The sequence below is a fragment of the Streptomyces cacaoi genome (assembly GCF_006539165.1).
Taxonomy (GTDB): Bacteria; Actinomycetota; Actinomycetes; order Streptomycetales; family Streptomycetaceae; genus Streptomyces; species Streptomyces cacaoi.
The window spans coordinates 714,593-739,005 of the sequence record NZ_BJMM01000002.1 but is presented as its reverse complement, the minus strand read 5'-3'; the positions used below and the strand labels follow the sequence as shown (position 1 = coordinate 739,005).

Below are 24,413 nucleotides of genomic sequence, written 5' to 3'. Positions count from 1 at the left end.
CCCTCCGGCGGCAACCCGAAACCGAACGACCACCAACTCACCCCCGAACCCACCGACAAACACACCCCCCAAACAGTCAACACCCCCCCGAAAAACCCCCGGCACAAAACCGCACCACCAAAGACCCTCACACAACTCCAGACACAACAGCACCACCACCCCCACCAACCAGAACCCCACAACACCGGCAACCGACCCGCGCCCGGCCACACGCCGACCACGCCGACGCAGCCGCAGCCGCAGCCGCAGCCGCAGCCGCAGCAACCTTCTGCCAGAGGAGCAGTCAGCGCGGTTCATCCACCCCCGGCCCGGCCCCCCGGCCCTCACATCCCGGCCCGGTTCCGCCGCTGGCCCTCTGGCTCTTGCCCTGGCTCTGCTCCGGCTCTCCGGTTCTGCCCCCTGTTCCGGCCCAGTGACCGAGTGCCGGGCCAGCGGCGGCGGCACAGCACCACATGCGGCGGACCAGATCCCGGCAGCCGGCTATGCGGCGCGGCGCGGGCACCGAGGAGAGACGGCTGTGAACTCCTCACCGCTGCCGGGGTCTTGAGATCCCCGGCTCCGCACACACACCAGCCGAGGAACCGGTACCGACGCGGCAACACCCGCACGCCGCGGGGCGGCCGCTCGCAAGGACAACCGCCGCCAGACCGACACCGCGAAAACGGTGCGGGGCCGGCCCACGCTGGAACAGCCCATGGAGCGGGCTGTTCCGCGGCGGTGTCCCAGCACGCGGCTAAATCGGTTTGCAGTGAGCACCGACAATGTCCTTCTCACTGCCCACGACGACTTTGACGATCTCGCATTCATACAGCCAGCGCCTGCCGCCCGTCTTCATGATCAAAGTGTTGTCCATCGGCTCGTGGTTGACGAACAAAGGCGTGCAGTCGTATCCGTCCAGCATGCGCAGATGCGGGGTGTACTCCAGGTGCCGGCACCGGTAGTCGCGGAAGGCGACAGCGTCGGCCTGCGGCGCGGCAGCGCCGACCGACACCGCGGCCGCGAGCCCTACGGCGAAGGCGGCAACGAGCGGACGAGGGACGAATGAACGCAGCTTCATGACCACTCCCTTTTACTCTCCCCGGCCCCGTCCCAGCCCGTTTGAGACCAACACCCTGCACAAGCACCGGATGCCGCGGGCCGGGCGGGAAAACCTCCCGGAGACGGGCATGCCCGGCACCGTGTCACGGGACGAGAAACACCGCGGGATTTCACCCGCACGTGACCACCAAAGGTGCCAACCCGCGCTGCCGCAGGCGCCCTTGGGAAGAGACAAGACATACGGCATCCCCCAGCAGCGTCCGGGCGGACGGAGCCCGGCAGGAGGGCCTCGTGTTCGTGATGTTCCGCCTCGCACACCGGCAGAGGGCATCCACAACCCGCACATTCCGCATGCGTGGTCCATGCTGGTCCCGCGAGACGCGGCCACCCGGCCCGGCCTGCGCCGCACGGGAGAAGACAGACCGGAAAGTCCGACAGCCGGCGCCCAGCACCCCGTCCCCGGCCGGGGCAGAAGCCCCAAACCGCCCTGCGCGGGCCCCCCTTCGAGTGAGACCCGGCGCCGTGCAGGATCCCCCGGCAGCATCCCGGGCACGCCCGTAACAGGACAGCCCACATCACCGGCCCGCCGCCGCAGCACGGACACCGGACGCGGCAGCAGGCCCGCCGAGCCGGAAAGGAACAACGACGTGAACCCGCGCCCCCGCTTCCACCGCCCGATCTGCGCAGCCGCAGCCCTCGGTCTCGCCACCGCCGTCGCCACCGGAGTCACCGCACCGGCAGCCACTGCCGCACCCCCCTACGACTACGCATGCGAGGAATTCCGGCCCCTCCCGGAGAACGTCATGCTGGAAGCCACCGGCTGCCAACGCCTGTACGCCAACCACGAACCCTCCGGAGTACTGTTCAAATACCGCGGTCAAAGGCACTGGATCTACGAATGCGAATCCGCCGACCCCTCCCCCACCGACAACACCGAAATCCACGGATTCGCCTGCCACTCCCTCCTCGACGACAACTGACCCCCCGGCCCTCCTCCCGCACACGGCCACAACGAAGCAAACACACGCAGACGGTCACAGCGGCAGACGGTCACAGCGCGAGCACCGGCAGAGACCCGCCCGAGGAGCGAAGCGCCCACACCCACGGGGACAGCCGGGACGGACACACAACTCCGCCAAGACACCAGCCGGCCACACGACAGGCATACACGGCGGACTCACCACCGAAGACGCCCCCCACCTCGATACAAGCAGGCACCAGACCCCCACCCCCCGCCAGCCGAACCCCCGGAGCGGCACCACAAGCCCTCACCCCCGCACCACCCCCACCAAGCGCCCCCCGCTCCCCCAGCCCCCAGAAACCGCCAGCTCATAAGCACCCCGCGAGACCGGAAGCACCCGGCGAGGTTGAGGCACCCGGCGGGGTGTGGCGGGCAGCCGAAGGCCGCGGGCCCTCCCCCGGGAACGGGTGTGCCCGGTCGTCGGGGAAGAGCCCGCGGCAGGAGGCGGCAGGGGTGGGCGGGGTCAGGGCGTGGTGGGGAAGGTGCGCAGGCGGGTGGTGAGGTGGTCGGCTGCGCCCTCCAGCAGGGTGTCGGCGATCGCTTCCACCGTCCGGGCGCGCCAGGGCTGGAGAGGAGTGCCGGCGACCAGCTGGTTGAACGCACCCATCGCCGGACCGCAATGGATCAGATAGTCCACCTTGGAAGAGCCCTCGCCGGTGGTGGCCAGACGGAAGCCGCGGGTGAAGTAGCGGCGGAACACCTCGGCCAGCTCCGCCTTCGGATCAACCCCCGGAGTGGCCGGATAGTCGCCCTCCAGGTAACGATCCAGAACCTTCGTGCGGGTCGCCTCGTCCAGCTCGCCCAAAGAAGCGTGGCGGCGCCACAGTTCGTGCAACTGGGCGGCCCGGGCGGGGAAGAACAGCCCGCGCTTGAGGTAGCGGGCCCGCACCCCCAACTCGAACATCTCCCCCCACGGAGCAGTATCCACGTCGTATTCGTGCGCCGCCTCCAGCAGGTCCTTCACCACCGGACTGGTAGCCGCCTCCGCGGAACACTGGTTGACCGATCCGGTCAGCACGAAGTCGGCTCCCAGGAGGAAGGCCGCGGCGGCGGCTTCCGGGGTGCCGATACCGCCGGCGCAGCCGACGTGGACGTGGTGGCCGGGCAGTGCCGACTCATCCCGCAACCGCAGCACGGCAGGCAGCAGGGACATCAGGTCGGCCGAATTGCTCAGCCAGCCACCGTCGGCTTCCACACACACGTCGTCGGCCATGGGACGCCCGGCAGCCGCACGGGCCTCCTCCCCCGTGACCTCCCCGGCATCCAGCAGCTGGGCGACCAGGTGCTCCGGGGGCGGGGCCAGGAACGCGGCCGCCACATCGGTACGCGAGACCTTCGCCAGGATACGGCCGCCCTTGAGACGGAACCGGACCAAAGACGCAGTGATCAAAGGGAAGCCGGACGCCTCGATCAGGTCGACGCCATAGCGCAACAGCAGATCGACCAGCGCTGACTCTTCCTCGGGCGCGCGGTGCCGGTAGGGAAGGTTGACACCGAAACAGCCACCCAGGCCCAGGTCCCCGACCAGTTCCGACAACTGGCCCTCGATGGCGGCCCGCGTCATCCCGCCCGTACCCAGGAAGCCCAGCAGACCCGCCTTCGCAGAAGCACGCAGCATGGCCGGGCCGGATATACCGCCCCACAGCGAGCCCAGCACATACGAGCGGCGCAGCTGGTAACGCTCACGGAAACTCACCGCACCCAGGTCGTCGGCGGTGACCGAGAGACGGGACACTGCCGCCGCCCCGACACCCACAGAGACAGAAGCCTCCGGTCCAAGACCTTCCGCCGATGCACCCCCCGCAGCCCCTGCGGCACCGGCCGGGACCGGCTGCGCGGACTGTGCCGCGCCCCGCCCTTCGGCCGGCTCCAGGCCGGTCCCGGCGGCCGCATCCGTCACCGCGTCCGGGGCCGGCCGGGAGACGGTCGGCGCGGCCGGTTCCGGGTGCGGGGCCGGGACGGGGAGCGGTTCGGCGGCCGCCCGGATACGGGAGACGAGTTTGGTGAGAACCCGGCCAGGGCCCAGCTCGATGAAATCGAAGTCGCCATGCCCCATCAGCCCCCGCACCGTGTCGGTCCAGCGCACCGGGGAGGCGATCTGCGCCGCCAGGCTCTCCTTCAGCGTCGCAGCCGCGTGCGGACGCGCGTCCACATTGGCCAGCACCGGCACCTCGGGCGCACGCAACGCGAAACCGTCCAGGAAATCCGCGAACTCCTCAGCCGCCGCCCGCATATACCGCGAATGGAACGGGGCACTGACATTGAGACGGACCGCACGCGCCCCGGCCGCCTCGAACGCGGTGCAGGCCGCGTCGATCTGCTGGTCCGGGCCGGAGAGGACGAACTGGTCCACAGCGTTGTGATTGGCCAGATCGACACCCTCCAGGCCGGAGTCGGCCAGTACCCGGGTCACCGTCGCCTCGTCCGTACCGACGACCGCGGCCATCGTGCCGCCCCCCGCAGCCGCCATCAACTCCCCACGACGCTGCACCAGCCGCAGACCCGTAGCGAAATCGAAGACGCCCGCGGCGAAGAGAGCCACGTACTCCCCGAGGCTGTGACCGGCCAGGTAGTCGGCAGGCTCCGGATCCTCCTCCTGCCGCCGCAGGAAGGAGAGCGCCTCGACGACGTAGAGCGCGGGCTGGGTGAACTCCGTCCGTCCCAGCTTGCGTTCGGGGTCCTCGACACACAACTCCCGGATCGAGTAGCCGAGTACCTCATCGGCGATCCCGGTCCACTCCGGGTAGGCATCGAACAACTCCCGGCCCATACCACGCTGCTGCGACCCTTGGCCGGGGAAACCGTAGACCTTCATGCCGTGTGCCTTCCTTGGTGCCGTGGAGCGTGTCGGAGATGCCGCCGAAGAGCGCACCCTGGCCAGCAGGCCGGGGTCGTGCCCGAACGGGCTGAGCAGCGCCAGGGACCGGGCGCGGGTGCCCGTCGGCAGGTTCTGGCGCGCGAAGTTGTGCAGGGTTCCGGCCGGGCCGAGGTCCAGGTAGAGGAAATCGCCCCGGCCGCGCACCGTGTCCATCGCCGCCTGGAACTCGATGGGCCGGCGCGCGACCTGCCAGAAGTGCCCGGCCGTGGGGTGGCGGACCTCCTCGCCGCCCACACACGAGATCCAGGGGATACGGGGCGGAGCGAATTCCAGCCCGCCGAACGCCTCCCGCGAGGCGGCCCGGACACCGTCCATCTGGCCGGAGTGGTAGGCGTACTCGACCGGTATCCGCTGATGCAGGACGCCCGCGGCGGACAACTCGGCCTGCGCGGCGGCCAGATCGTCCTCCGAGCCGGCGAGGACGAAGTGTCCCGGGTAGTTGCGGGCCGCGACCTCGCACGCGCCCAGTGCCGGGAGCCTCTCGATCACATCGAGGTGGTCGAGGACGGCGAGCATGCCGCCGCGGGGTGCCGCGCGCAGAACCCCCGCCTGGCGCACCAGCTGGCGCAGGCACACCGCCGGATCCACACTCCCGGCCACCGCGGCGGCCGCGTACTCCCCCAGGCTGGAGCCGAGCAGCAGGTCGGGCTCGATGCCCTCCCCGCGCAGAGTGTCGGCGAGTGCCAGCTCCGTCATCACAATCGCCGGATGAGTGATACGGGTGTCGGTGAACGGCTCGCTGCGGGGTTTCGCGGGGTCGAAGACCCGGGCGAGGACCGACTCGCCCAGCTCTTCCGCGACGACCGCGTCGTAGCGGTCCAGCGCGGCGCGGAAGCCCTCGTGGGCGTCGTAGAGTTCCCGGCCCATCTGGTAGTACTGCGAGCCCTGCCCGGAGAACATGAACACCACCGGCAGCCGGCCTCGCCCGGCCACCCCGGCGTCCTCGGTCGCCCTGGTGTCCCTGGCCACCCCGGAGGCCCCGACGGCTCCGGTCACCCCGGTGGTCCCGGCCACCCCGGTGGCCCCGGTGACCTTCGTGGCCCCGGTGACCTCGGCGGCCTCGGTGTCGCCGCTCATCGCCATCACGCACCCCCGCGGAAGGTGTCCCAGTACAACCCGTCACCGGACGCACCCTCGCCGCCGGAGACCCCCTCGCCGTCGGGGGTGTTCTCGTCGTCGGGGCGGTGGCCGGTCCAGAACAGGCCGGTGTCCGGGCTCGGTTGCTGCTCGGTACCGCGGATGACGACCCGGCGGTCGAGCACGGGCAGCTCCAGCGGCCCGCGCACCGCCTGGTGACCGGCCGGCGCGGGAGCGAGCAGCACATGCGCGTTCGTGCCGCCGTCGGCGAAGCAGTTCAGCGCCGCGATGCCGCCCTCGTGCGGCCACGGCTCCGACCCGCGGGGGAAATACAGCGGCGAGGAAGCCACATCGAAGTGGTCCAGCGGCTCCTGCCCCGAACGGAACGGCACCTGCCGCCCGTGCTGCAACATCAGCACCACCTTGATGAACGCCGCGATCCCCTCAGCGGCCAGCGGATGGCCGATGTTCGGCTTGATCGACCCCAGCGCCACCGGCTCCTTCGACTCGGAGCGGTAGACCGCCTGGATCGCCTTGAGTTCGATCAGATCGGTGATGGCCGATCCCGAACCGTTGGCCTCGACCCAGCCGACGTCGTGCGGGCTGTGACCGCTGCGGGCCAGCGCCTCGGCCATGACCTCGCGCTGCGCCTCCGGGTTCGGTGTCGCGGGACCGGCCGTCCGGCCGTCGTTGTTGATCGCGATGCCCTCCAGGACCGCGAGGATGCGGTCGCCGTCGGCCCGCGCCCGCGACAGCGGCTTGAGGACCACGGCACCGATGCCCTCGCCCAGGACCACGCCGGACGCCCGGCGGTCGAAGACATGGAACTCGCCCGTGGGGTTGAGCAGACCCCGCTGGCCGAAGACCCGCAGCGCCCGGTCGTCCGCCAGCAGACTCACCCCGGCCACGACAGCCGACTCGATCGCGCCCGCCCGCAGCGCCTGCACGGCCATGTCCATCGCCGTCAACGCCGACGAACACGCCGTGTCGACCACCAGACCGGGCCCGCGGAAATCGAAGAACTGCGAGACGTTGGCCGCCAGATAGTTCTGCCCGGTGACCGCGACCGGGTTCTTCGCCTGCCCCAGCCGCTCCCCGTCCGGGGAGAACGTCGTACGGCCGCCCACATACACGCCCACCCGGCGGCCCCGCATCTCGGCCGGCGCATACCCGGCGTGGTGCAGGGCGCCGCTGACCTCTTCCAGGAGGAGGAGTGCCTGCGGGTCCATGGCAGCCACGTCCGCCTCGGAGAGCAAGAACGCCTCCGGGTCGAACCGCAGCACCTCCGGCAGCAGCCCCGCGTGGTGGCCGCCGGAGCGTCCCGCGTGCCGGCCGTCCGCGCTGCCGAAACGTGTCGCGGGGATCGGGCGCACCGCGGAGCGGCCCTCGCGCAGCAGGTCCCAGTAGGCGTCGGCGGACTCGGCCCCGGGGAACCGGCAGGAGAGGCCCACCACCGCCACACCCTCCGGCACGGCGCTCGCGCCCGCCGGTCCGCCGGCCGCGGACGCCACCGCTGCGGGGTTCTCCCCCGGCGCGGTGGCGGCCCCGGCCGCGGACACGGCTGCACCGCCGGCCGCCTGAGACCCCGAAGACGCCGAAGACGCCGGAGCGAAAGCCGTGTGCAGTGCCTCGGGGAACTCCTCGGCCAGGTAGGCAGCGAACCCCTCCGCCGTCGGATGCTCCAGCAACGCCGACGGATCGATCGAGACGTCCAGTTCCTTCGCGGCCATCTGCACCATCTGGCTGACCATGATCGAGTCCACCCCGAAATCGTGGACCGGCACATCAGCCGCCAGGCGGGCACGGTCGAAACGCAACTCCCGCGCCAGCTGGTCCAGCAGCCAGGAGGCCGCAGCAGCCACCACCTCCGCACTCGCAGACCCACCGGACACAGCAGACGCAGCAGACGCAGCAGACGCTGTGGGCGCGGCCGGGCCGACCGGTGCGGACGGCACCGCCGAGGACGCGGACGGCGCCGCCTGCGGCTCCAGACGGCGGGCCGTCAGACCCTCCGGGCTCCACACCTCCTCCCGGGGCAGCGCCGGCAGCACCACCCGGGCACCGCTGGCCAGCGCCCGGTCCAGCAGCGCGAGACCGTCCTCGTCGCCCAGCGGCGCCAGCCCCGACGCCCGGTAGGCGGCACTGCGCACCTCCCCCATACCGGTGTCCCTCCAGCTCGGCCACTCGATACTCACCAACGGCAGCCCATACGGGCGGGCCTCGGCGGCCGCGTCCAGATAGGCATTGGCCATCGCGTAGTCGCTCTGGCCGACCGCGAGCGCCGGGACGGACGCAACGAGAGAGGAATACAGCACGAACAGGCTCAACGGCTCGTCGCGGAAACACTCGATGAGCGCGTCGGTCCCGAACACCTTCGGGCCCAGCACCCGGGCCACATCACCCTCCGGCTTCCGCACGAACGCCGGGTTGTCGAAATCGGTGACACCGGCACTGTGGATCACGCCCCCGGCCGGGCCCATCCGCTCCCGGACCCCGGCCACGGCCTCGGCCAGCGCCGCCCGGTCCTCCAGCGGAACCGCCACCACCTCCAACTCGACCCCGCTGTCGGCCAGCTCCGCCAGCGGACGCAGCTTCTCGCCCAGCGCGGTCCCCGCGGCGATGTGCGTGGCCCACTCCTCGCGCGGCGGGAGCTGCTCCCGGCCGGTGAGGACCAGCTTGCGCACGCCGTACCGGGCGACGAAATGCCGGGCCGTCAGCAGGCCCAGGCCCCGCGTGCCGCCCGTCACCCACAACACGTGCCCCTCGGGGAAACGCGGCGGCGCGGGGGCGTCCTCGGCGACCTCGTGGAGCGCGGCGTGGTGCCGGCGGCCGTCGAGGTAGGCCACCTCGGCCTCCTCCGACCCGCTGCGCAGCTCCTCGGCCACCAGCCGGGACAACTCCTCACCCGTCACGGCCCCTTCCACGTGCACCTGGCGGGACGTCACATGGCGGTACTCGCTCTGCAACATGCGATACAGGCCCGCCCTGGCCGCACCACCGGACACCGGGCCACCGGACACCTCACCGCCGGTCGCCGGGCCGCCGGTCGCCGGGCCGCGGGAGAGGAGCACCGCACGCAGCCGGGGCCGCACATGATCGACCACCTGCTGCATCCAACGCGTCCACGCCAGCAGCGCCTCCCGCTTCGGCCCCGCGCCCGGCCCGGCACAGCCCGCCAGGTCGACGACCGCGTCGAACCGGTCCCAGGCGGTGTCCTCAGCGGCCAGATCGGCCGCGAGCCGCTCGGGATGCAGGACCTCCGCGCCGGGCAGCGCCGCGGCAAGAGCAGCAGCCGTCTCCTCGGTACCCGGCACCGCCAGCACGGCCGTCCGGGCCGGAAGCCCCGCCTCCTCCCCGGGCGCGAGAGCGGACGGGACCCAGCCACGAGTCAGCAGCCGGGCACGGCCGGCAGCGGCCTGCACCCCCGGCCCCGCCGCGGGAGCGGCCAGTTCGGCCTCCGCCACCGCCAGCCGGATCCGGTCCCCCTCGAAGGGGTAGCCGGGCAGGGACACCCGCCGCGGCCGCCCCGCCGGGTACAGCGCCGCCCAGTCGACACGACGGCCCGCCGTCCACGCACGGGCGCAGGAGACGGGATCGGCCGCGGGGGCCTCCCCGGCCGGGGGCCTGCGCAGATCCGCCACCCCCTGCCAGGTCCGGGCCGGGTCGCCGCCACCGGCGAACTCCTCCAACCGGTCCGCGAGTTCGGGCAGGTCATCAAACAGCAGCGCGAGACGGTGCTCCATCGCCTCCCGGCCCGCCTGCAACGTCCAGGCCACCTCGTGCGGCTGCGCGCCGGCGCCCTCCGCCCGCAAATGGGCGGCCAGACGACGGGCCTGGGAGGCCAGCCGGCCCGCGTCCCGGGCGGAGAGCACCGCGAGGTAGGGGCCCGGCCCGGCAGCCACCGGAGCGGACTGGTCAAGGTGTTCCTGGAGGATCAGATGCGCGTTGGTACCGCCCGCACCGAAGGAACTCACCCCCGCCGTCCGGGGACGGACCGTGCCGTCCTCGCGGCTCCTGCGCGGCCAGGGCGCCGCCTCGCGCTGGAGCCGGAACGGCGTCGCCTCGAAATCGATGTCGGGATTCAGCTCCTGCGCATGCAGCGACGGCGTCAACTGCCCGTGCCGCATCTGGAGCAGCACCTTGGTGACCGCCGCGATCCCCGCAGCCGACTCGGCATGCCCGATCAGCGACTTGACCGAACCGACCGGCAGCGTCTGCGGCAGCGTGTCACCGAACGCGCGCCGCATCCCGGCCACCTCCACCGGGTCACCCAGCGCGGTCCCCGTGCCGTGCGCCTCCAGATAGTCGAGGTCTTCGGGGCCCAGCCCGGCGCGGTCCAGCGCGGTGCGCACCAGATCGCCCTGCGCTCGGGGGTTGGGCACGCTGAACCCCTTGCCGGTGCCGCCGTGGTTGACCGCGGACGCCTTGACGACGGCCAGGACCCGGTCGCCGTCGGCCACCGCGGCATCCAGCCGCTTGAGGAACACAGCCCCCGAGCCCTCCGCCGGCACATAACCCGTGCCCCCCGCACCGAAACTGCGGCAACGGCCGTCCTCGGACAGGAAACCGCGCTGCGCGAGCTGGAGATACTTCACCGGATGGCTGGTGATGTTCACACCACCGGCGACAGCGACCTCGCAGTCGCCGTCCCGGATGGCCTGGCACGCCTGGTGGATGGTGACCAGCGACGAGGAACACATCGTGTCCACAGCGACACTCGGCCCGGTGAAATCGAAGAAGTACGACACCCGGTTGGCCACCGCCGCATACGAGGAAGACGTCGCGATACCGCCGTCCCGCAGCGCGTCACGCACCCCGTAGAGCTGGTAGTGGCCGTACATCATGCCGACGAACACACCCACCCGGGAACCGCTCAGCTCCGCCCGCGGATAGCCCGCGTCCTCCAGGGTGTGCCACACCGTCTCCAGGAACACCCGCTCCTGGGGGTCGATGTGCTCGGCCTCGATCTGCGACATCCGGAAGAACAACGGATCGAACCGGTCCGCACCCCGGACAAAGCCGCCCCACTTGCCATACGTCCTACCGGGCGTGCTCTTGTCCGGATCGTAGAACTGGCTGTGGTCCCACCGGTCACCGGGCACCTCCTCGATGCAGTCCCGGCCCGCGGACAGGTTCCGCCAGAACTCCTCCACGTCATCGGCCTGCGGATACCGGCCCGCCACACCGATGATGGCGATATCCCCCGCACCCGCCCCGGAGGGCTCGTCCTGTTCCGCCCGCGAAGAGGCCACGGAGACCGCCGGGAACGCCGTGGCGGACACCGCGTCCGTGGACCGGGCGGCGGACGGCTGGAGCGGATGGGCCTCCGCCCCGGCCGGGGCGGTGAACGCCTGCGGGTGGGCCGAGGCCAGGTGGTCGATCAGCTCCTCGGCCGTCACGTACTCGAACAGCAGCGTCTTCGACAGCGGGCCCACCCGCTCCTCCAGACGCCGCACCACGCTCATGGTGATCAGCGAGTCCACGCCCAGGTGGTCGAAGGGCTCGGTGAGCGCGATCTCCCCCTCGGGGAGCTTCAACTCCTCCGCCAGGACGCGCAGCACGAACTGTTCCGCCTCGGCCCGCACCCCGTCGGCCCCGGACGGGGATGCCGGGGACGCCGGGGACGGGGCAGGGGAACCGGACGGGCCGCCGGCCCGCGGCGCCACCTGAGCGGCTTCGAGCGCCGCCTGGATCCGCGCCGGGTCGCCCGCGGTCAGCAGCAGCCGGGGCGCGTCACCCGCCAGCGCCCGCTCCAGCGCCTCCAGACCCGGCCGAGTACGCACCGGCCGCATGCCGAACAGCCGGCCCATCGCCGCCTCGGACGCCGCGCCCAGACGCATCCCGCCCTCGGCCCACACCGGCCAGGCGGCCGACAGGGTACGGCCGTGCCGCTCACCGCGCCGGCGCAACTCCTCACGCCGCTCGGCGAAATGGTCCAGGAAGGCGTTGGCGAACGCGTAGTCGGTCTGCCCGGCGTTCCCGAAGACCACGGCGGCCGAGGAGAAGACCACGAAGTAGTCCAGCTCGTCGTCCCGGGTCGCCTCGTCCAGCAGGACGGTGCCGTCGACCTTGGGGGCCAGCACGGCCTCCGCGTCCGCCCGGTCCTTGCCCGCCAGCAGCCCGTCACGCAGCAGCCCCGCGGTGTGCACGACACCACCGATCCCGCCGAAGGCACCCCGTGCCCGGTCGAACAGCTCGCGCACCTCGTCCGGATCGGTCACATCCGCCCGCACGAAGCGGGCACCGGCAGCCTCGATACGCGCCCGGACCTGCGGCCCCGGCTCGGAACGGGCCGCCAGCACGATCCCGCCCTCGGTGACGCCCGCCTCCCGGCGCGCGCCCGCGAGATGCTCGGCCAGCAGCAGCCCGAGCGCACCCGTCCCGCCGGTGATCACATGCGCTCCCCCGCCCAGGAACGACGACCCGGCCGAGGGAAGGTCCGTACGGCGCCAGGACCGGCGGGAGCGTTCCCCCGCGGCACGGCGCACCTCGGGCTCGCCCGCGACGCCGAGTTCGTCCACCACCGCGCGGGCGGGGGCTTCATCGGCGACGGCGAGCACGCCGAAGTCGACCGACGGGTGCTCCTGGCCGACCGACCGCGCCAGTGCGGCCATCGCCGGACCGGCGGGCGTCCCGCCGGTCTCCGGGTGGACGAACAGGTATCGCAGCGCCCCGCGCCGCGCCTCCTGCCACCCCTGCACGAAGGCGGCCGCGGTGTGGAAGCCGTACTCGACCGCCGCACCATGAGCGGTCTCCCGCGCGCCCCCCGCGTCCTCCGCATGTTCCGAGGCCAGGTGCACCACATGGGCAGGGCCGTCGGCGGGCAGCGCGGCCAGGGCCGCCTCCACATCCAGCGGCCCCTCCAGCGCAAGACGCCGCGCCTGCGCACCCGCCGCCGTCAACGCGTCGACGACCGCGGCCCCGTGCGCACCCGCGTCCAGCACGAGCACACTGCCCTGCGGCGCCGCCGGGGTGTGCGGGGCCGGCTCCCACACCGGCTCGAAAGCGAACACCGCGTCCGCGTCCACGCCTGCGCGGGGCGCCGCGCCGGTGGTGCCGGTGGTGGCCCGCAGCGTGAACGCGTCGATGGCGGCGACCACGTCGCCCGCCGGGTCCAGCAGCAGGACGTCGAAGCAGAGCATCCCCTCCCGGGCGGGCCGCTCGGAGGGGGTGGCGTAGGCGTACAGCCGGGACGGCCAGTCGGCGTAGTGGCGCACCGAGCCCAGCGAGAACGGCAGATAGCCCGCAAAACCGGCGGTGTCGCCGGTGTCGCCGGTGTCGGCCGTGCCGGTGGGGTCCGGGGCCAGCATGCCCGCCGTCTGGAGCGCCGCGTCCAGCAGTGAGGGGTGGAAGACGAACGCGCCGGCGTCCGCCTCGCGTGCCGGGGGCAGGCACAGCGTCGCCAGGACCTCGCCCTGGCCCACGGCGAGTTCCTCGATCGTGCGGAAGCTCTCGCCGTAGTCGAAGCCCAGCCGGGAGAAGCGTGCGTACGCCTCCCCGGCGTCGTGGCGGACGGTGCAGCGGGCGCGTACGGCCTCCGGGTCGACAGGCCCGGGACGCTGGTGCGGCTCACCGAGGAGCAGGGTGCCCGCGGCGTTCGTACGGGCGCTGTCCCGCGCGTCGTACACCTCGAACGACACCGCGCCGCCGCTCCCGCCCGTAGCGCCGGTCCCGCCCGTAGCGGCGTGTGCGCCGTCGCGGGTGACACGTACCGCCAGCTCGTGTGCCGCGCCGGCCGGCAGGGTCACGGGCGCCGCCCACACCAGGCCCTCGACGCCGTGCACCCGGCCGCCCGCGGCCAGTTCACCGGCCAGCCGGGCCATCTCCAGATACACCACGCCGGGCAGCACCCGCGCGCCCTCGACGACGTGGTCGGCGAGGAAGAACTCCTCACCGGTCAGCTTCTTGGTGAAGACCCGCCCCTGGCCGGCCGCGGCGGACACGTCGCCCGCCTCGGCGTCCAGCAGCACCGGATGCAGCGGGCCCGAGCCCTGCCGGACCGGCTGCCCGGAGGGGCCGGGCGCCACCCAGTGCCGGGCCCGCGCGAAGGGGTAGGCGGGCAGGTGCACACGGCGGCGCGCAACACCCCGGTGGAGCGCGGCCCAGTCGATCCGGGCGCCCGCCACCCACGCCAGGGCCACGGCGTCCAGGTCGCCCTCGGGCTCCACGGCCTCCGCGTCCGTGGCCGTGTCCGTGGGGCGGCGCTGCCCGGTGTGCCCGGTGCGTACCGCCGAGGGCCGGCCCGACAGATACGCGGCCAGCTCCGCGCACAGGCCCGCGGTGCTGGAGGCGATCACGGCCAGCCGGTGGGCCATCGCCTCCCGCCCGGTCTGAAGGGTGAAGGCCAGATCCCCCGGGGCCACGTCGCGGGTGTGCAGGTGGTCGGCGAGCCGCTCGGCGGTGCGCCGCAGCCCCTCCGGGTCGCCGGCGGAGAGCACGAACAGGTGCTCACCGGCGCCCTGTTCACGGGCTGCTTCCTCGCGGGTGTCCGGCACGGTCGGTTCCTCCAGCACGATGTGCGCGTTCGCTCCGCCGAAGCCGAAGGAGCTGACCCCGCCCCGGCGCGGCAGTTCGCGTCCGGAGGCGTCACGGGGCCGCGGCCAGGGCCGGGCGGTGGCGGCCACCTCGAAGGGGCCGCCGTCGAGTTCCAGATAGGGGTTCTGCTCCCGGAAGTGCAGGCTGGCGGGAATGGTGCCGTGCTGCTGCGCCAGCACCACCTTGAACAGCCCCGCGATGCCGGCCGCGGCCTCCAGGTGGCCGATGTTCGTCTTGACCGAGCCGATCGCGCAGCCGGGCCCGTAATCGGCCGGGCCGCCCGCGCGCAGCCTGCGGAACGCGGTGCTCAGACCGGCCGTCTCGATCGGGTCGCCCAGGGCGGTGCCGGTGCCGTGCGCCTCGATGTAGCCGACCGTCGAGGTGGGGACACCGGCCGCCTGGTACGCCTCGACGAGCAGGTCGGCCTGCGCATCGGGGTTGGGCGCGGTCAGCGAGGTGGTCCGGCCGCCGTGCCCGGCGGCGACCGCCTTGATCACCGTGTGCACGGCGTCCCCGTCCCGCCGGGCGGCGGAGTGCGGCTTGAGCAGGACGGCGCCCGCGCCCTCGCCGCGCACATAGCCGTCGGCGCGGCTGTCGAACGTCTTGCAGCGGCCGTCGGGGCTGAGCATCTCGCCCTGGTCGAGGGCCTCGTAGACCGCCGGGGACAGGATGAGGCTGACACCGCCGGCGAGCGCCATGTCACAGGTGCCGTCCCGCAGCGCGGCGACGGCCTGGTGGACGGCGGTCAGCGAACCGGAACAGGCGGTGTCCACGGCGACGCTGGGGCCGCGCAGATCCAGCACGTAGGAGATCCGGTTGGGCACGATCGACAGCGCGGCCCCGGTGAGGGTGTGGCCCTCGGCCCCGCGGCCGGCGGCCCGCTGCACCTCCAGATAGTCGGAGTTGGTGACCGCGACGAACACCCCGACGCGTTTCCCGGCCAGCTGGGACGGGCGGTAGCCGGCGTCCTCCACGGCCGACCAGGCCAGCTCCAGCATCAACCGCTGCTGCGGGTCCATCAGTTCGGCCTCGCGCGGGGAGATCCCGAAGAACGCGGCGTCGAAACGGTCCACGTCGGGCACGAAGGCGCCCCAGCGTTTCGGGGCGTCGGGCCGCGCGGGCCGCCCGAACCGCTCCGGCGGGACCTCCCGCACCAGATCGTCGCCGTCGGCCAGGTGCTGCCAGAACTCCTCCAGGTCGGCGGAGTCGGGCATCCGCCCGGCCATACCGATCACGGCGATGTCCGCGTCGGCCCCGCCCGGCACCTGCCCGCCGGCGGCCCCGCCCCGCTCGCCGGGGGCGCCCGCGGGCAGGGCGGTCTCCCCCGCGGCGGGTGCCGCAGCGGGGGCGCCGAAGCGGGGGACGAGCGCGTCGCGGTGCTCGTCCCACAGATGGGCGGCCAGCGCGTGCACGGTGCCCTTGCGGTAGAACAGCGTGGGATAGACCTCGATCCCGTACGCGGTACGCAGGGCGCTGCTCAGCGCGGTGAAGCTGACGGAGTTCATCCCCGTCTCGCCCAGCGGCGTGTGCGGGCCGATCTCCTCGGCCGCAAGACCCGTCAACTCCGCGATCGTGCCGGTGAGTTCGGCTTCCAGCTCCGCCACCGGGCCGCGGCCCGCCGGCGCCGCCGTCGTTCCTTCGTCCACCGGCGCCTGGACGGAACCCTGGCCCGCCGGCGGCTGCGCACCACCCGCGTGCTGTGCCGGGGCGTCCTGCGCGGGGCCGTACTGCTCCCGGATCCGGGCAGGGGCCAGACCGGCCAGACGGGTCCGGTCGATCTTCCCGTTGAGCGTGTGCGGGAACGTGGCCACCCGCACCAGCGCCTCGGGGACCATGTGCTCGGGCAGCCAGCCCGCGAGCTCCTCACGGGAGGGCTCGGCCGCGCCGTCGTCGAGGACGTAGCACGCCAGCAGCGAGTGGCCGCCGCCGGTGCGGCGGGCCACCACGACGGCTTCCCGGACACCGTCCAGGCGGCGCAGGGCCGTCTCGATCTCCTCCAGCTCGACCCGGAAGCCGCGCACCTTGACCTGTGCGTCGGCCCTGCCCAGGTACTCGATACGCCCGTCGGCCAGCCTGCGCACCAGATCACCGGTGCGGTACATCCGCGCCCCGTCGGCGAACGGGTCGGGCACGAACCGCTCGGCGGTCAGCCCGGGCCGGCCCAGATAGCCGGCGGCCACACCGTGCCCGCTGATGCACAGCTCGCCCGCCACCCCGGTGGGCACGGGCCGGAACGCGCCGTCGAGGACGTACAGGCCGGTGTTGGCCAACGGCGCGCCCAGGGTGACGCGTTCGCCCGGGACGAGCCGGCTCGCCGCCGACCAGATGGTGGTCTCGGTGGGCCCGTAGAGGTTCCACACCGCCCGGTTGCCCGCCAGCAGCGCTTCGGCCAGCTCGCCGGGCAGCGCCTCTCCCCCGCACAGCACGGTCAGCCCGGCATCGCCGCGCCAGCCGGCGGCCAGCAGCATGCTCCACGTCGCGGGAGTGGCCTGCACCACGGTGGCGCTACTGCGCTCGACGGCCTCGCGCAGCCGCATCCCGTCCCGCGCGACGCCGTCCGGCAGGATCTCCACGGTGCCGCCGCTGACCAGCGGCAGATACAGCTCCAGCGCGGAGATGTCGAAACACACCGTGGTCAGCGCGAGCAGGGTGTCCCCGGGCCCGAAGCCGGGCTCGCGGCCCATCGAGGCCAGGAAGTTGACCAGCGCGCGGTGCGGCACCTGGACGCCCTTGGGCCGCCCCGTGGAGCCCGAGGTGTAGATGACGTACGCGATGTCCGCGCCCCCCACCTCCCCGCCGGGTTCCACAGCGGGTTCCACGGCGGACGGGTCGGCCGGGGCGGGCCGGCCGTCGCCGTCGATCGGCAGCCGGGGCACCGACCCCGGTATCGCGGGGGCCCGGGAGTGGGTGAGCACCAGGTGCAGCCCGGCGTCCTCGGCCATGTAGGCGAGCCGCTCCGCCGGGTAGGACGGGTCGAGCGGTACGTAGGTGCCGCCGGCGGCCTGCACCGCCAGCAGCGCCACCGGCAGGTCCGCGTCCCGGCCCAGCAGCACACCGACGGTACGGCCCCGGGCGACACCCGCGGCACGCAGCCGCGCCGCCAGGTCCGTGACCCGGCCGGCCAGTTGGCGGTAGGTCAGCTCCTCGTCCCGGTAGCGGACGGCGACGGCGCCCGGGCTCGCGGCCGCCTGCCGCCGCACCAGCGTCCACACCGTGGCGTCCTGCTCGTAGGGCACAGGCGCCGGAGGCGCCAGCGCCGCCTTCTCCTGCGCCGTCAGGACGTCCAGCTCGCCCAGGGCGGTATCCGGCCGGTCCACGGCGTCGGCGAGCAGGGTCACGAAGTGCTCGCCGAACCGCTCCACGGTCGCGGCGTCGAACAGGTCGGGGTCGTACTTGACGGTGTAGCGGCAGCCCTCGGCCTCCTCGACGACCTCCAGCGTCAGATCGAACTCACCGACCTGGTGGACACCTTCGACGGGTGCCTGCACGAGGCTGCCCTGCCCGGTGTCGCGCACCCAGTTCTGGAAGTAGAACGCCACGTTGAACGGCGCGCCGGACGCGGCCGGATCGGCCTGCCGCAGCTGCTGGGCCAGGGTGATCAGCGGGTAGGCGCCGTGGTCGAGCGCCTCCAGCGTGGTGCGGTGCACCCGGCCCGTCAGCGTGCGGAACGACTCGTCCTGCGGGACGTGTTCGGCCAGCACGACCATGTTCATGAAGTAGCCCAGCACGTCGTCCCAGCCGGAGGCCGGCCGGCCCGCCGTGGGCGTACCGACAGCCAGCTCGGCCTGCCCGCTGTAGCGGCGCAGCACACCGAAGTACGCGGCCAGCAGCACCCCGAACAGGGACGTGCGCTCCGCCGAGGCCAGAGCACGCGCCGCGTCGGCCACGGCGGCCGGGACACGCCCGTCCACGCTGGCGCCCCGGTGACCGGGCTCGGCCCGGCGGGGGCGGTCCAGCGGCAGCGGCACCGTCGTGGCGCGGCCGGTCAGCCGTCCCAGCCAGTAGTCGCGCAGCCGCTCTCCCTCCGGTCCGGCGAGCAGGTCGCGCTGCCAGGCGACGAAGTCGGCGAAGGTACGCGCGGGGCGCTCCTGCGGCAGCGGGAGGCCCTCACGTGCCGCGCGGTAGCCGTCCTCCAGCTCCCTGAGCAGCAGGGCGATGGAGACCCCGTCGAACACCATGTGGTGGAACGTCAGCAGCAGCGCCTGACGGCCGTCGCCGAGGGTGTAGAGCGTGGCGCGCACCAGCGGCCCGGCCGCCAGATCGAAGGGGCGCCGCAGATCGGCGTCCATGCGTGCGCGGACCTCGTCGTCGTCCCGCGCGGTCAGATAGACCTGCTGGAAAGGCAGTTCGGGCTCGGCCGCGATCCGCATGCACGGCGTGTCGTCGTCGCAGCGCACAGTGGCGCGCAGTTCGTCGTGCCGGTCGAGGAGGTCCTGGAGCGCCACGCGCAGGGCCAGGACGTCGACGCCGGGATCGAGCCACAGCGCGAGCGGCAGGTTGTAGGCGTAGGTGCCGGGCGTGATCCGCTCGATCACCCACAGCGCGCGCTGCCCCTCGGAGAGCGCGTGCCGGGACGCCTCGGCGTCGGTACGGGGCCGCAGGACGGCACCGGCCGGACCGGCGGCGCGGGAAGGGCCCGCCGGCACGACGGGCGCGGGCGCCGCCGCGGGCGCGGCCTCCGCGGTGGTGGTTTCCGCCACCACTTCGGAGAGCCAGGACTCCGCCAGGTGCGCGGCCAGCTCGCGCAGGGTGGGCCGTTCGAAGAAGTCCCCGAGCGGGACGGTGACACCGAACGCCTCGTCGACAGCGGCGACGATCTTCATACCGCTGAGCGAGTCGAAGCCGTAGTCGGCCAACGGCCGGTCCGGATCGATCCGCTCGTTCAGCTTCAGCACACCCTCGACCAGCGCGCCCAGCCGATCGGCGACCGCGTCGGCGTCACCCGCCGCCGGGACGGACGGGACGGCCGCAGCAGCCGGAGCGGACGAGGCCGGGGACGCCGGTGCGGCGGACGGCAACGCGGCGCAGGACGCCACACCGTCGCTCTCGGCGACCAGCACACTCTGACCGAGCCCGCCGCCCACGGCCACGCCGGCTGCCTCGCCGGCATCCGCGCCGAGGAGCCGGACCGTCGTGAAACCCTCCTCCGACAGCAGACGCCGCCAGCCCGACGGCGAGACCAACGGCGAGTCGGGAATACGCAGTTCGGCGTCGTCGAACGCCCACCAGCCCTCCAGGACGCCACCGCCGATCGTCAGCAGCGGCCGGGCCGTGGTCAGTTCGTTCAGCACCAGCCAGCCGCCAGGCCGCAGCAGCGCCTTCGCCTTGCGGAGGGTGGCCCGCAGGTTCTGCGTGGCGTGCACGACGTTGGTGGCCAGGACGAGGTCGGCCGAGCCGGGGGTGAAGCCCTGTACGTCGAGTCCGCGGTCGAGGTTGAGGACCTCGAAACGGGTGAACGGGTAGTCGTCGGCGAACCGTTCCCGCCCGTGTTCGAGGAAGCGCGGCGAGATGTCGGTGTAGACGTAGCCGGCCCTGCCCGGGTGCTGTGCCAGGACGGGCAGCACCCGCTCGCTGGTGGCGCCGGTCCCGGCGCCCAGCTCGACGACCTCGATCCGCTCGCCCGCGCCGAGCCCGGCCGGTCGCAGGTCCAGGAAGGCACTGACGGCCGTGCGGACCTGCCGGTTGAAGGAATCGGTGAGGGCGTTGCCGCGGTAGAAGTTCTGCACCAGCGACATCGACGTGCCCGGGAACATGATCTCGGTGGCGTTCACCTCGCCCCGCAGGATCCGCGGATACTCCGCCAGGAACAGGCGGTTGAGGGTGACCGTCGGCTCGATGTCCGGGTAGGCGGCGGCGATCCGGTCGAACTCCGCCTCCCACTCCTGCGCGGAGGCGGCCTCGTCCACCCCGGCGACCGCGTCGGTGGTGGTGACCCGGTCACCGTCCCGGGTGAGGAAGCCCGCGCCGGCCAGGATGGTCAGCAGCGCCTCGTGCAGCCGCGCGAACCGGTCCAGGATGCGCAGCCTGCCGCGCAACTCCCCGGCCCCGTGCCGCTCCTGGGGGCGGTGGAAGACGCCCATGCGCTGGTAGACGCCGAGCAGCACCCGCGCGGAGACCGCCTCCAGTTCCTCGTAGCCGGTGAGCACACGGGTGGCGGCGGGGTCGGTGTCCGTCTCCTCGTCCAGGCGTTCACCGGCCGCGGCCAGCGCGGGCGGGTGGCCGCCGGGCAGCGCCTCGCCGTCGCAGGCCGGGTCGTGGCCCATGGCCTCCAGCGCCCGGCGCCCCGCGATGATCGGCATGACCTGCGGGAGGCCGCTGCCCAGGATCCGGGCCACCGCCTCGGTGCCCTGTTCGGTGCTGAAGGCGTCGATCCCCAGGCCCGCGAAGATGTCGGAGAGGCCCGAGCGGGCACCGGAGCCGACCTGGCCCCAGTAGCCCTGATTGATCACGACGACGGGGAAGGCCAGCCGCTCACGCAGGAACAGCCCGTAGGCGTCCTCGGCGGCGGACGCGCAGATGTAGGCGCCGTTCCCGGCGAAGGCGCCGAAGGCACCGGCCGAGGAGAAGAACGCCAGGAAGTCCAGCGTCTCCCCGGCGACGGCGGCGGCCAGCGCGGCGGCGCCCTCGGTCTTGACGCCGGTCACCGTGGTGAACGTGGCCTCGTCCAGGTCGGCGAGCCGGTGGTTGTCGAAGGCCATGGCCGCGTGCACGGCCCCGTGCAGCGCCCCGAACGTGCGGTGCGCCTGGGCGACGGCGGCCGCCACGTCGTCCGCCGCGCACACGTCGCCGCGCACGTGCAGCACCTCGCCGCCGTGGGCGCGGATCGCGTCCATGGCCGCCAGCTGCTCGGGGCCCGGCTCGTGCCGGCTGAACCACACCAGTCGGGCCCGGTGCGTGCGGGCCAGGTGCAGGCTCAGCTCGCGGGCGATACCGCCGGTACCGCCGATGAGCAGATACACGCCGCCGTCCCGGAACACCGGCGCGGGCGGGGCCGCGGGCAGCGCCACCCGGCCGAGGCGGCGCACGTACCTGACGCCGTCGCGCACGGCCACGGTGCGGCCCGCCGTGTCGGCCGGCTCGGCCAGGATCGCGTCCACGGCCGCGCGGAGCCCGGCGTCGCCGGCGGTGGCGTCCGGGGCGAGGTCGACACCGGTGACCGCCAGGCCCGTCCGCTCCTTCGGGGCGACCTGGACGAGGCCGTGCAGCCCGGCGGCGAAGGGGTTGTCCACGGCGCTGCCGGCGACCGCGTGCACACCGCTGGTGACGACCACGATCCGTTCGGCGGCGCCGGCACGCAGCAGGTGGAAGAGGGACAGCGCGCCGTGCCGGACCTGCCCGGCCACCTCGTCGGCGCCGATGCCGTCCGGCACCCGGGTCACTCCGCCCAGGTGGTAGACCAGATCGGCCTGCCCGGCCCGGTCGAGCCACGCGTCGGTGGACTCCTCGTCCAGCCGCAGGAGTTCGACGCGGCCCTCGGGGAGCCGGGCCGCGAGCGCCTCACCGAGCGGGAGCGACGCGCCGGTCACCAGCACGGCGATGCGCCCGTCGCGGCGCGTGGCCGGTTCCGCGGCCGGTGCGGCACGTACCCACAGCGGGCGGTAGAAGTCGGGGCCGGCCGTCTCCTGTCCGGCGGCTGCCGGGAGTGCGGCCGCCGCATCGGCGGGTGCCGGTGCCAGCGGGCCGGGCACCGGGATCCAGTAGCGCTCGCGGGCGAACGGGTAGGTGGGCAGCTCGATACGGCGGGCCCCGGAGGGCGTCAGGCGCGGCCAGTCGATCTCGGCGCCGGTCACCCAGTGCCCGGCGACGGCGGCCAGGTCCCGCCGGCCGAGCGCCTGGTCGAGCTCGGCGGCGGCGGCCTCGGTGAGCGGCGCGGCGCCGGCCCGGGGAGCGCGCCCGGTGACGACGTCCGCCGGGTGCTCGCCCGCGGCGTACTGCTCCAGCAGCCCGGCGGCCTCGTCCAGGGAGACGGCGGGCAGCGCCAGCCGGAACTCGTATGCGGTGCGGCCCACCTGGAGGGTGTGGGCGACGTCGGCCAGCTGCGGTGCCTGCGGGCCGGTGGGTGCCGTGGACGGCATGGCCGCGGCGACGGCGCGCGCCACCCGTTCCAGGGAGTGTGCCGTGGTGACGGTCGCGGGCGGCTCCGCGCCCGACTCGACGGCCAACAGGGCCGACAGCCGGGCCCGTTCGGTGACGCCGAACCCGTAGTCGGCCAGGTCGGTCTCCAGGTCGAGGTCGTCCTGGGAGACGCCGATCGTCTCGGCGGCCAGCCGCAGGCACAGGCTCCGTGCCCAGGACAGCGCCTCGGGGTCCGCCGCCGCGGCGGGCGCGTCACCGGCCGGGGTGCCGCCGGAGGGTGTGGCGCCACGGCGCAGATGGGCCGCGAGGTCGTGCGCGGAGGCACGCAGCCGGTCCTCGTTCTTCGCGGACAGCACGAGCAGTTGCGGTGCGGTGTCCGGCTCGGACCGCGACCAGTCGGCCGCGACGTGCTCCTCCAGGATCACGCAGGCGTTGGCGCCGCCGCCGCCGAAGGAGCTGACCAGGGCCCGCCGGGGCTGTTCCTGCGGGGCGCCGTCCTGCCCGGTGGCGGTGGCGCGCGGCCACGGGCTCCGGTCGTGCTGCACCGCGAACGGGGTGGCGGCGAAGTCGATGTCGGGGTTGGGCGGGTCCGCGTGCAGGGACGGTACGAGCGTGCCGTGCCGGAACTGGAGCAGGACCTTGGTGAGTCCGGCGATGCCGGCGGCCGACTCCAGGTGGCCCATGGCGGACTTCACCGAGCCGATCGGCACGGTCTGCCGCTCGCCGTCCTCGGCGTCGTCGCCGGTCCGGTGGCCGAACACCTCGGTCAGGCCGGCGATTTCGATCGGGTCGCCGAGCGGGGTGCCGGTGCCGTGTGCCTCGATGTAGCCGATGCTGCCGGCCTCGACCCCGGCGCGCTTGAGCGCGGAGCGGATCACCCGGGCCTGCGCGGCCGAGCTGGGCACGGTGTAGCCGCCGGTCTTGCCGTTCGCGTTGACGGCCGAGCCGCGGATGACGCCCAGGACGCGGTCCCCGTCGGCGAGCGCCGCCGACAGCGGCCTGAGCAGCACGGCACCGACGCCCTCACCGTCGACGAATCCGTCGGCGCCCGCGCCGAACGCCCGCAGCCGGTCACCGCGGGAGATCATGCCGCGCCGCGCCAGGGTGTCCAGGTGGGAGGGGTGCAGGATCAGGTTGACGCCGCCGGCGATCGCGGCGGCGCACTCGCCGGTCCTGATGCTCTCGCAGGCCAGGTGGAGCGCGGTGAGCGAGGCGGAGCAGGCCGTGTCGACGGCCATGCTGGGGCCGGTGAAGTCGAAGAAGTACGAGACCCGGTTGGCGATCGACCAGTGGCTGGTACGGGCGTCGGTGGTGACGCCGCGTGCGGCGGCCTCACCGCCCATCCACTCGTAGTCGTTGTTCATCACGCCCACGAACACCCCGACGGGGCCGCGCGCGGTGAGCCGGGCGGCCGGGTGTCCCGCGTCGTCCAGAGTGGCCGCCGCGGTCTGTAGGAACAGCCGTTCCTGGGGGTCCATGGCCTCGGCGTCGGCGGGCGAGATCTGGAAGAACTGCGGGTCGAACGCGTCGACGTCGTCGAGGAATCCGGCCCATTTGCTGTAACTGCCGCGCACCCCGTCCGGGTCGTGGTGCGCGTCGGCGTCCCAGCGGGCGGCAGGCACTTCGCGGATGCAGTCGCGTCCGGCTGCCAGGTTGTCCCACAGTTCGCCGATGTTCCCGGCCAGCGGGTAGCGGCCGGCCACGCCGACGATCGCCACGCCTTCGCGCTGCGGGGCCGAGGTGGCCCGCGCCAGCAGTTCGGCCAGGAGCTTTCGCTTGTCGTCCACG

At 73.6% G+C, this 24,413-nt stretch carries 4 protein-coding genes; 1 reads left to right on the top strand and 3 read right to left on the bottom strand.

The window, feature by feature from the left end; translation table 11 throughout:
* Window positions 1-733 precede the first annotated feature (733 nt).
* Window positions 734-1,057, bottom strand: a complete 324-nt coding sequence (locus tag SCA03_RS03285) for a hypothetical protein (RefSeq protein WP_141275187.1) — start codon at window positions 1,055-1,057, stop codon at window positions 734-736.
* Between the two features lie 628 nt (window positions 1,058-1,685).
* On the opposite strand from SCA03_RS03285, the gene SCA03_RS03280 reads away from it, so the two are divergent.
* Window positions 1,686-2,018 carry a hypothetical protein gene (locus SCA03_RS03280; RefSeq protein WP_086817980.1) on the top strand — a complete coding sequence of 111 codons (333 nt, stop codon included), beginning with the start codon at window positions 1,686-1,688 and terminating at the stop codon, window positions 2,016-2,018.
* A 504-nt stretch (window positions 2,019-2,522) separates the two neighbouring features.
* Here the strand turns inward: SCA03_RS03280 and fabD are convergent.
* Together fabD and SCA03_RS03270 are read right to left on the bottom strand one after the other, a co-directional pair.
* Window positions 2,523-6,014 (bottom strand): ACP S-malonyltransferase, encoded by a 3,492-nt coding sequence (gene fabD / locus SCA03_RS03275; RefSeq protein ID WP_230988463.1) that lies wholly within the window; start codon window positions 6,012-6,014, stop codon window positions 2,523-2,525.
* Window positions 6,015-6,019: 5 nt separating this feature from the next.
* Window positions 6,020-24,412: a non-ribosomal peptide synthetase gene (locus SCA03_RS03270; protein WP_158102358.1), complete on the bottom strand. Its 18,393-nt coding sequence runs from the start codon at window positions 24,410-24,412 to the stop codon at window positions 6,020-6,022.
* Between the last annotated feature and the right edge of the window lies 1 nt (window position 24,413).

What these genes read in the sequence shown, in the direction of transcription:
- SCA03_RS03285 (WP_141275187.1), bottom strand. Translation starts at nt 1,057, where the DNA reads ATGAAGCTGCGTTCATTCGTCCCTCGTCCGCTCGTTGCCGCCTTCGCC.
- fabD (WP_230988463.1), bottom strand. Translation starts at nt 6,014, where the DNA reads ATGAGCGGCGACACCGAGGCCGCCGAGGTCACCGGGGCCACGAAGGTC.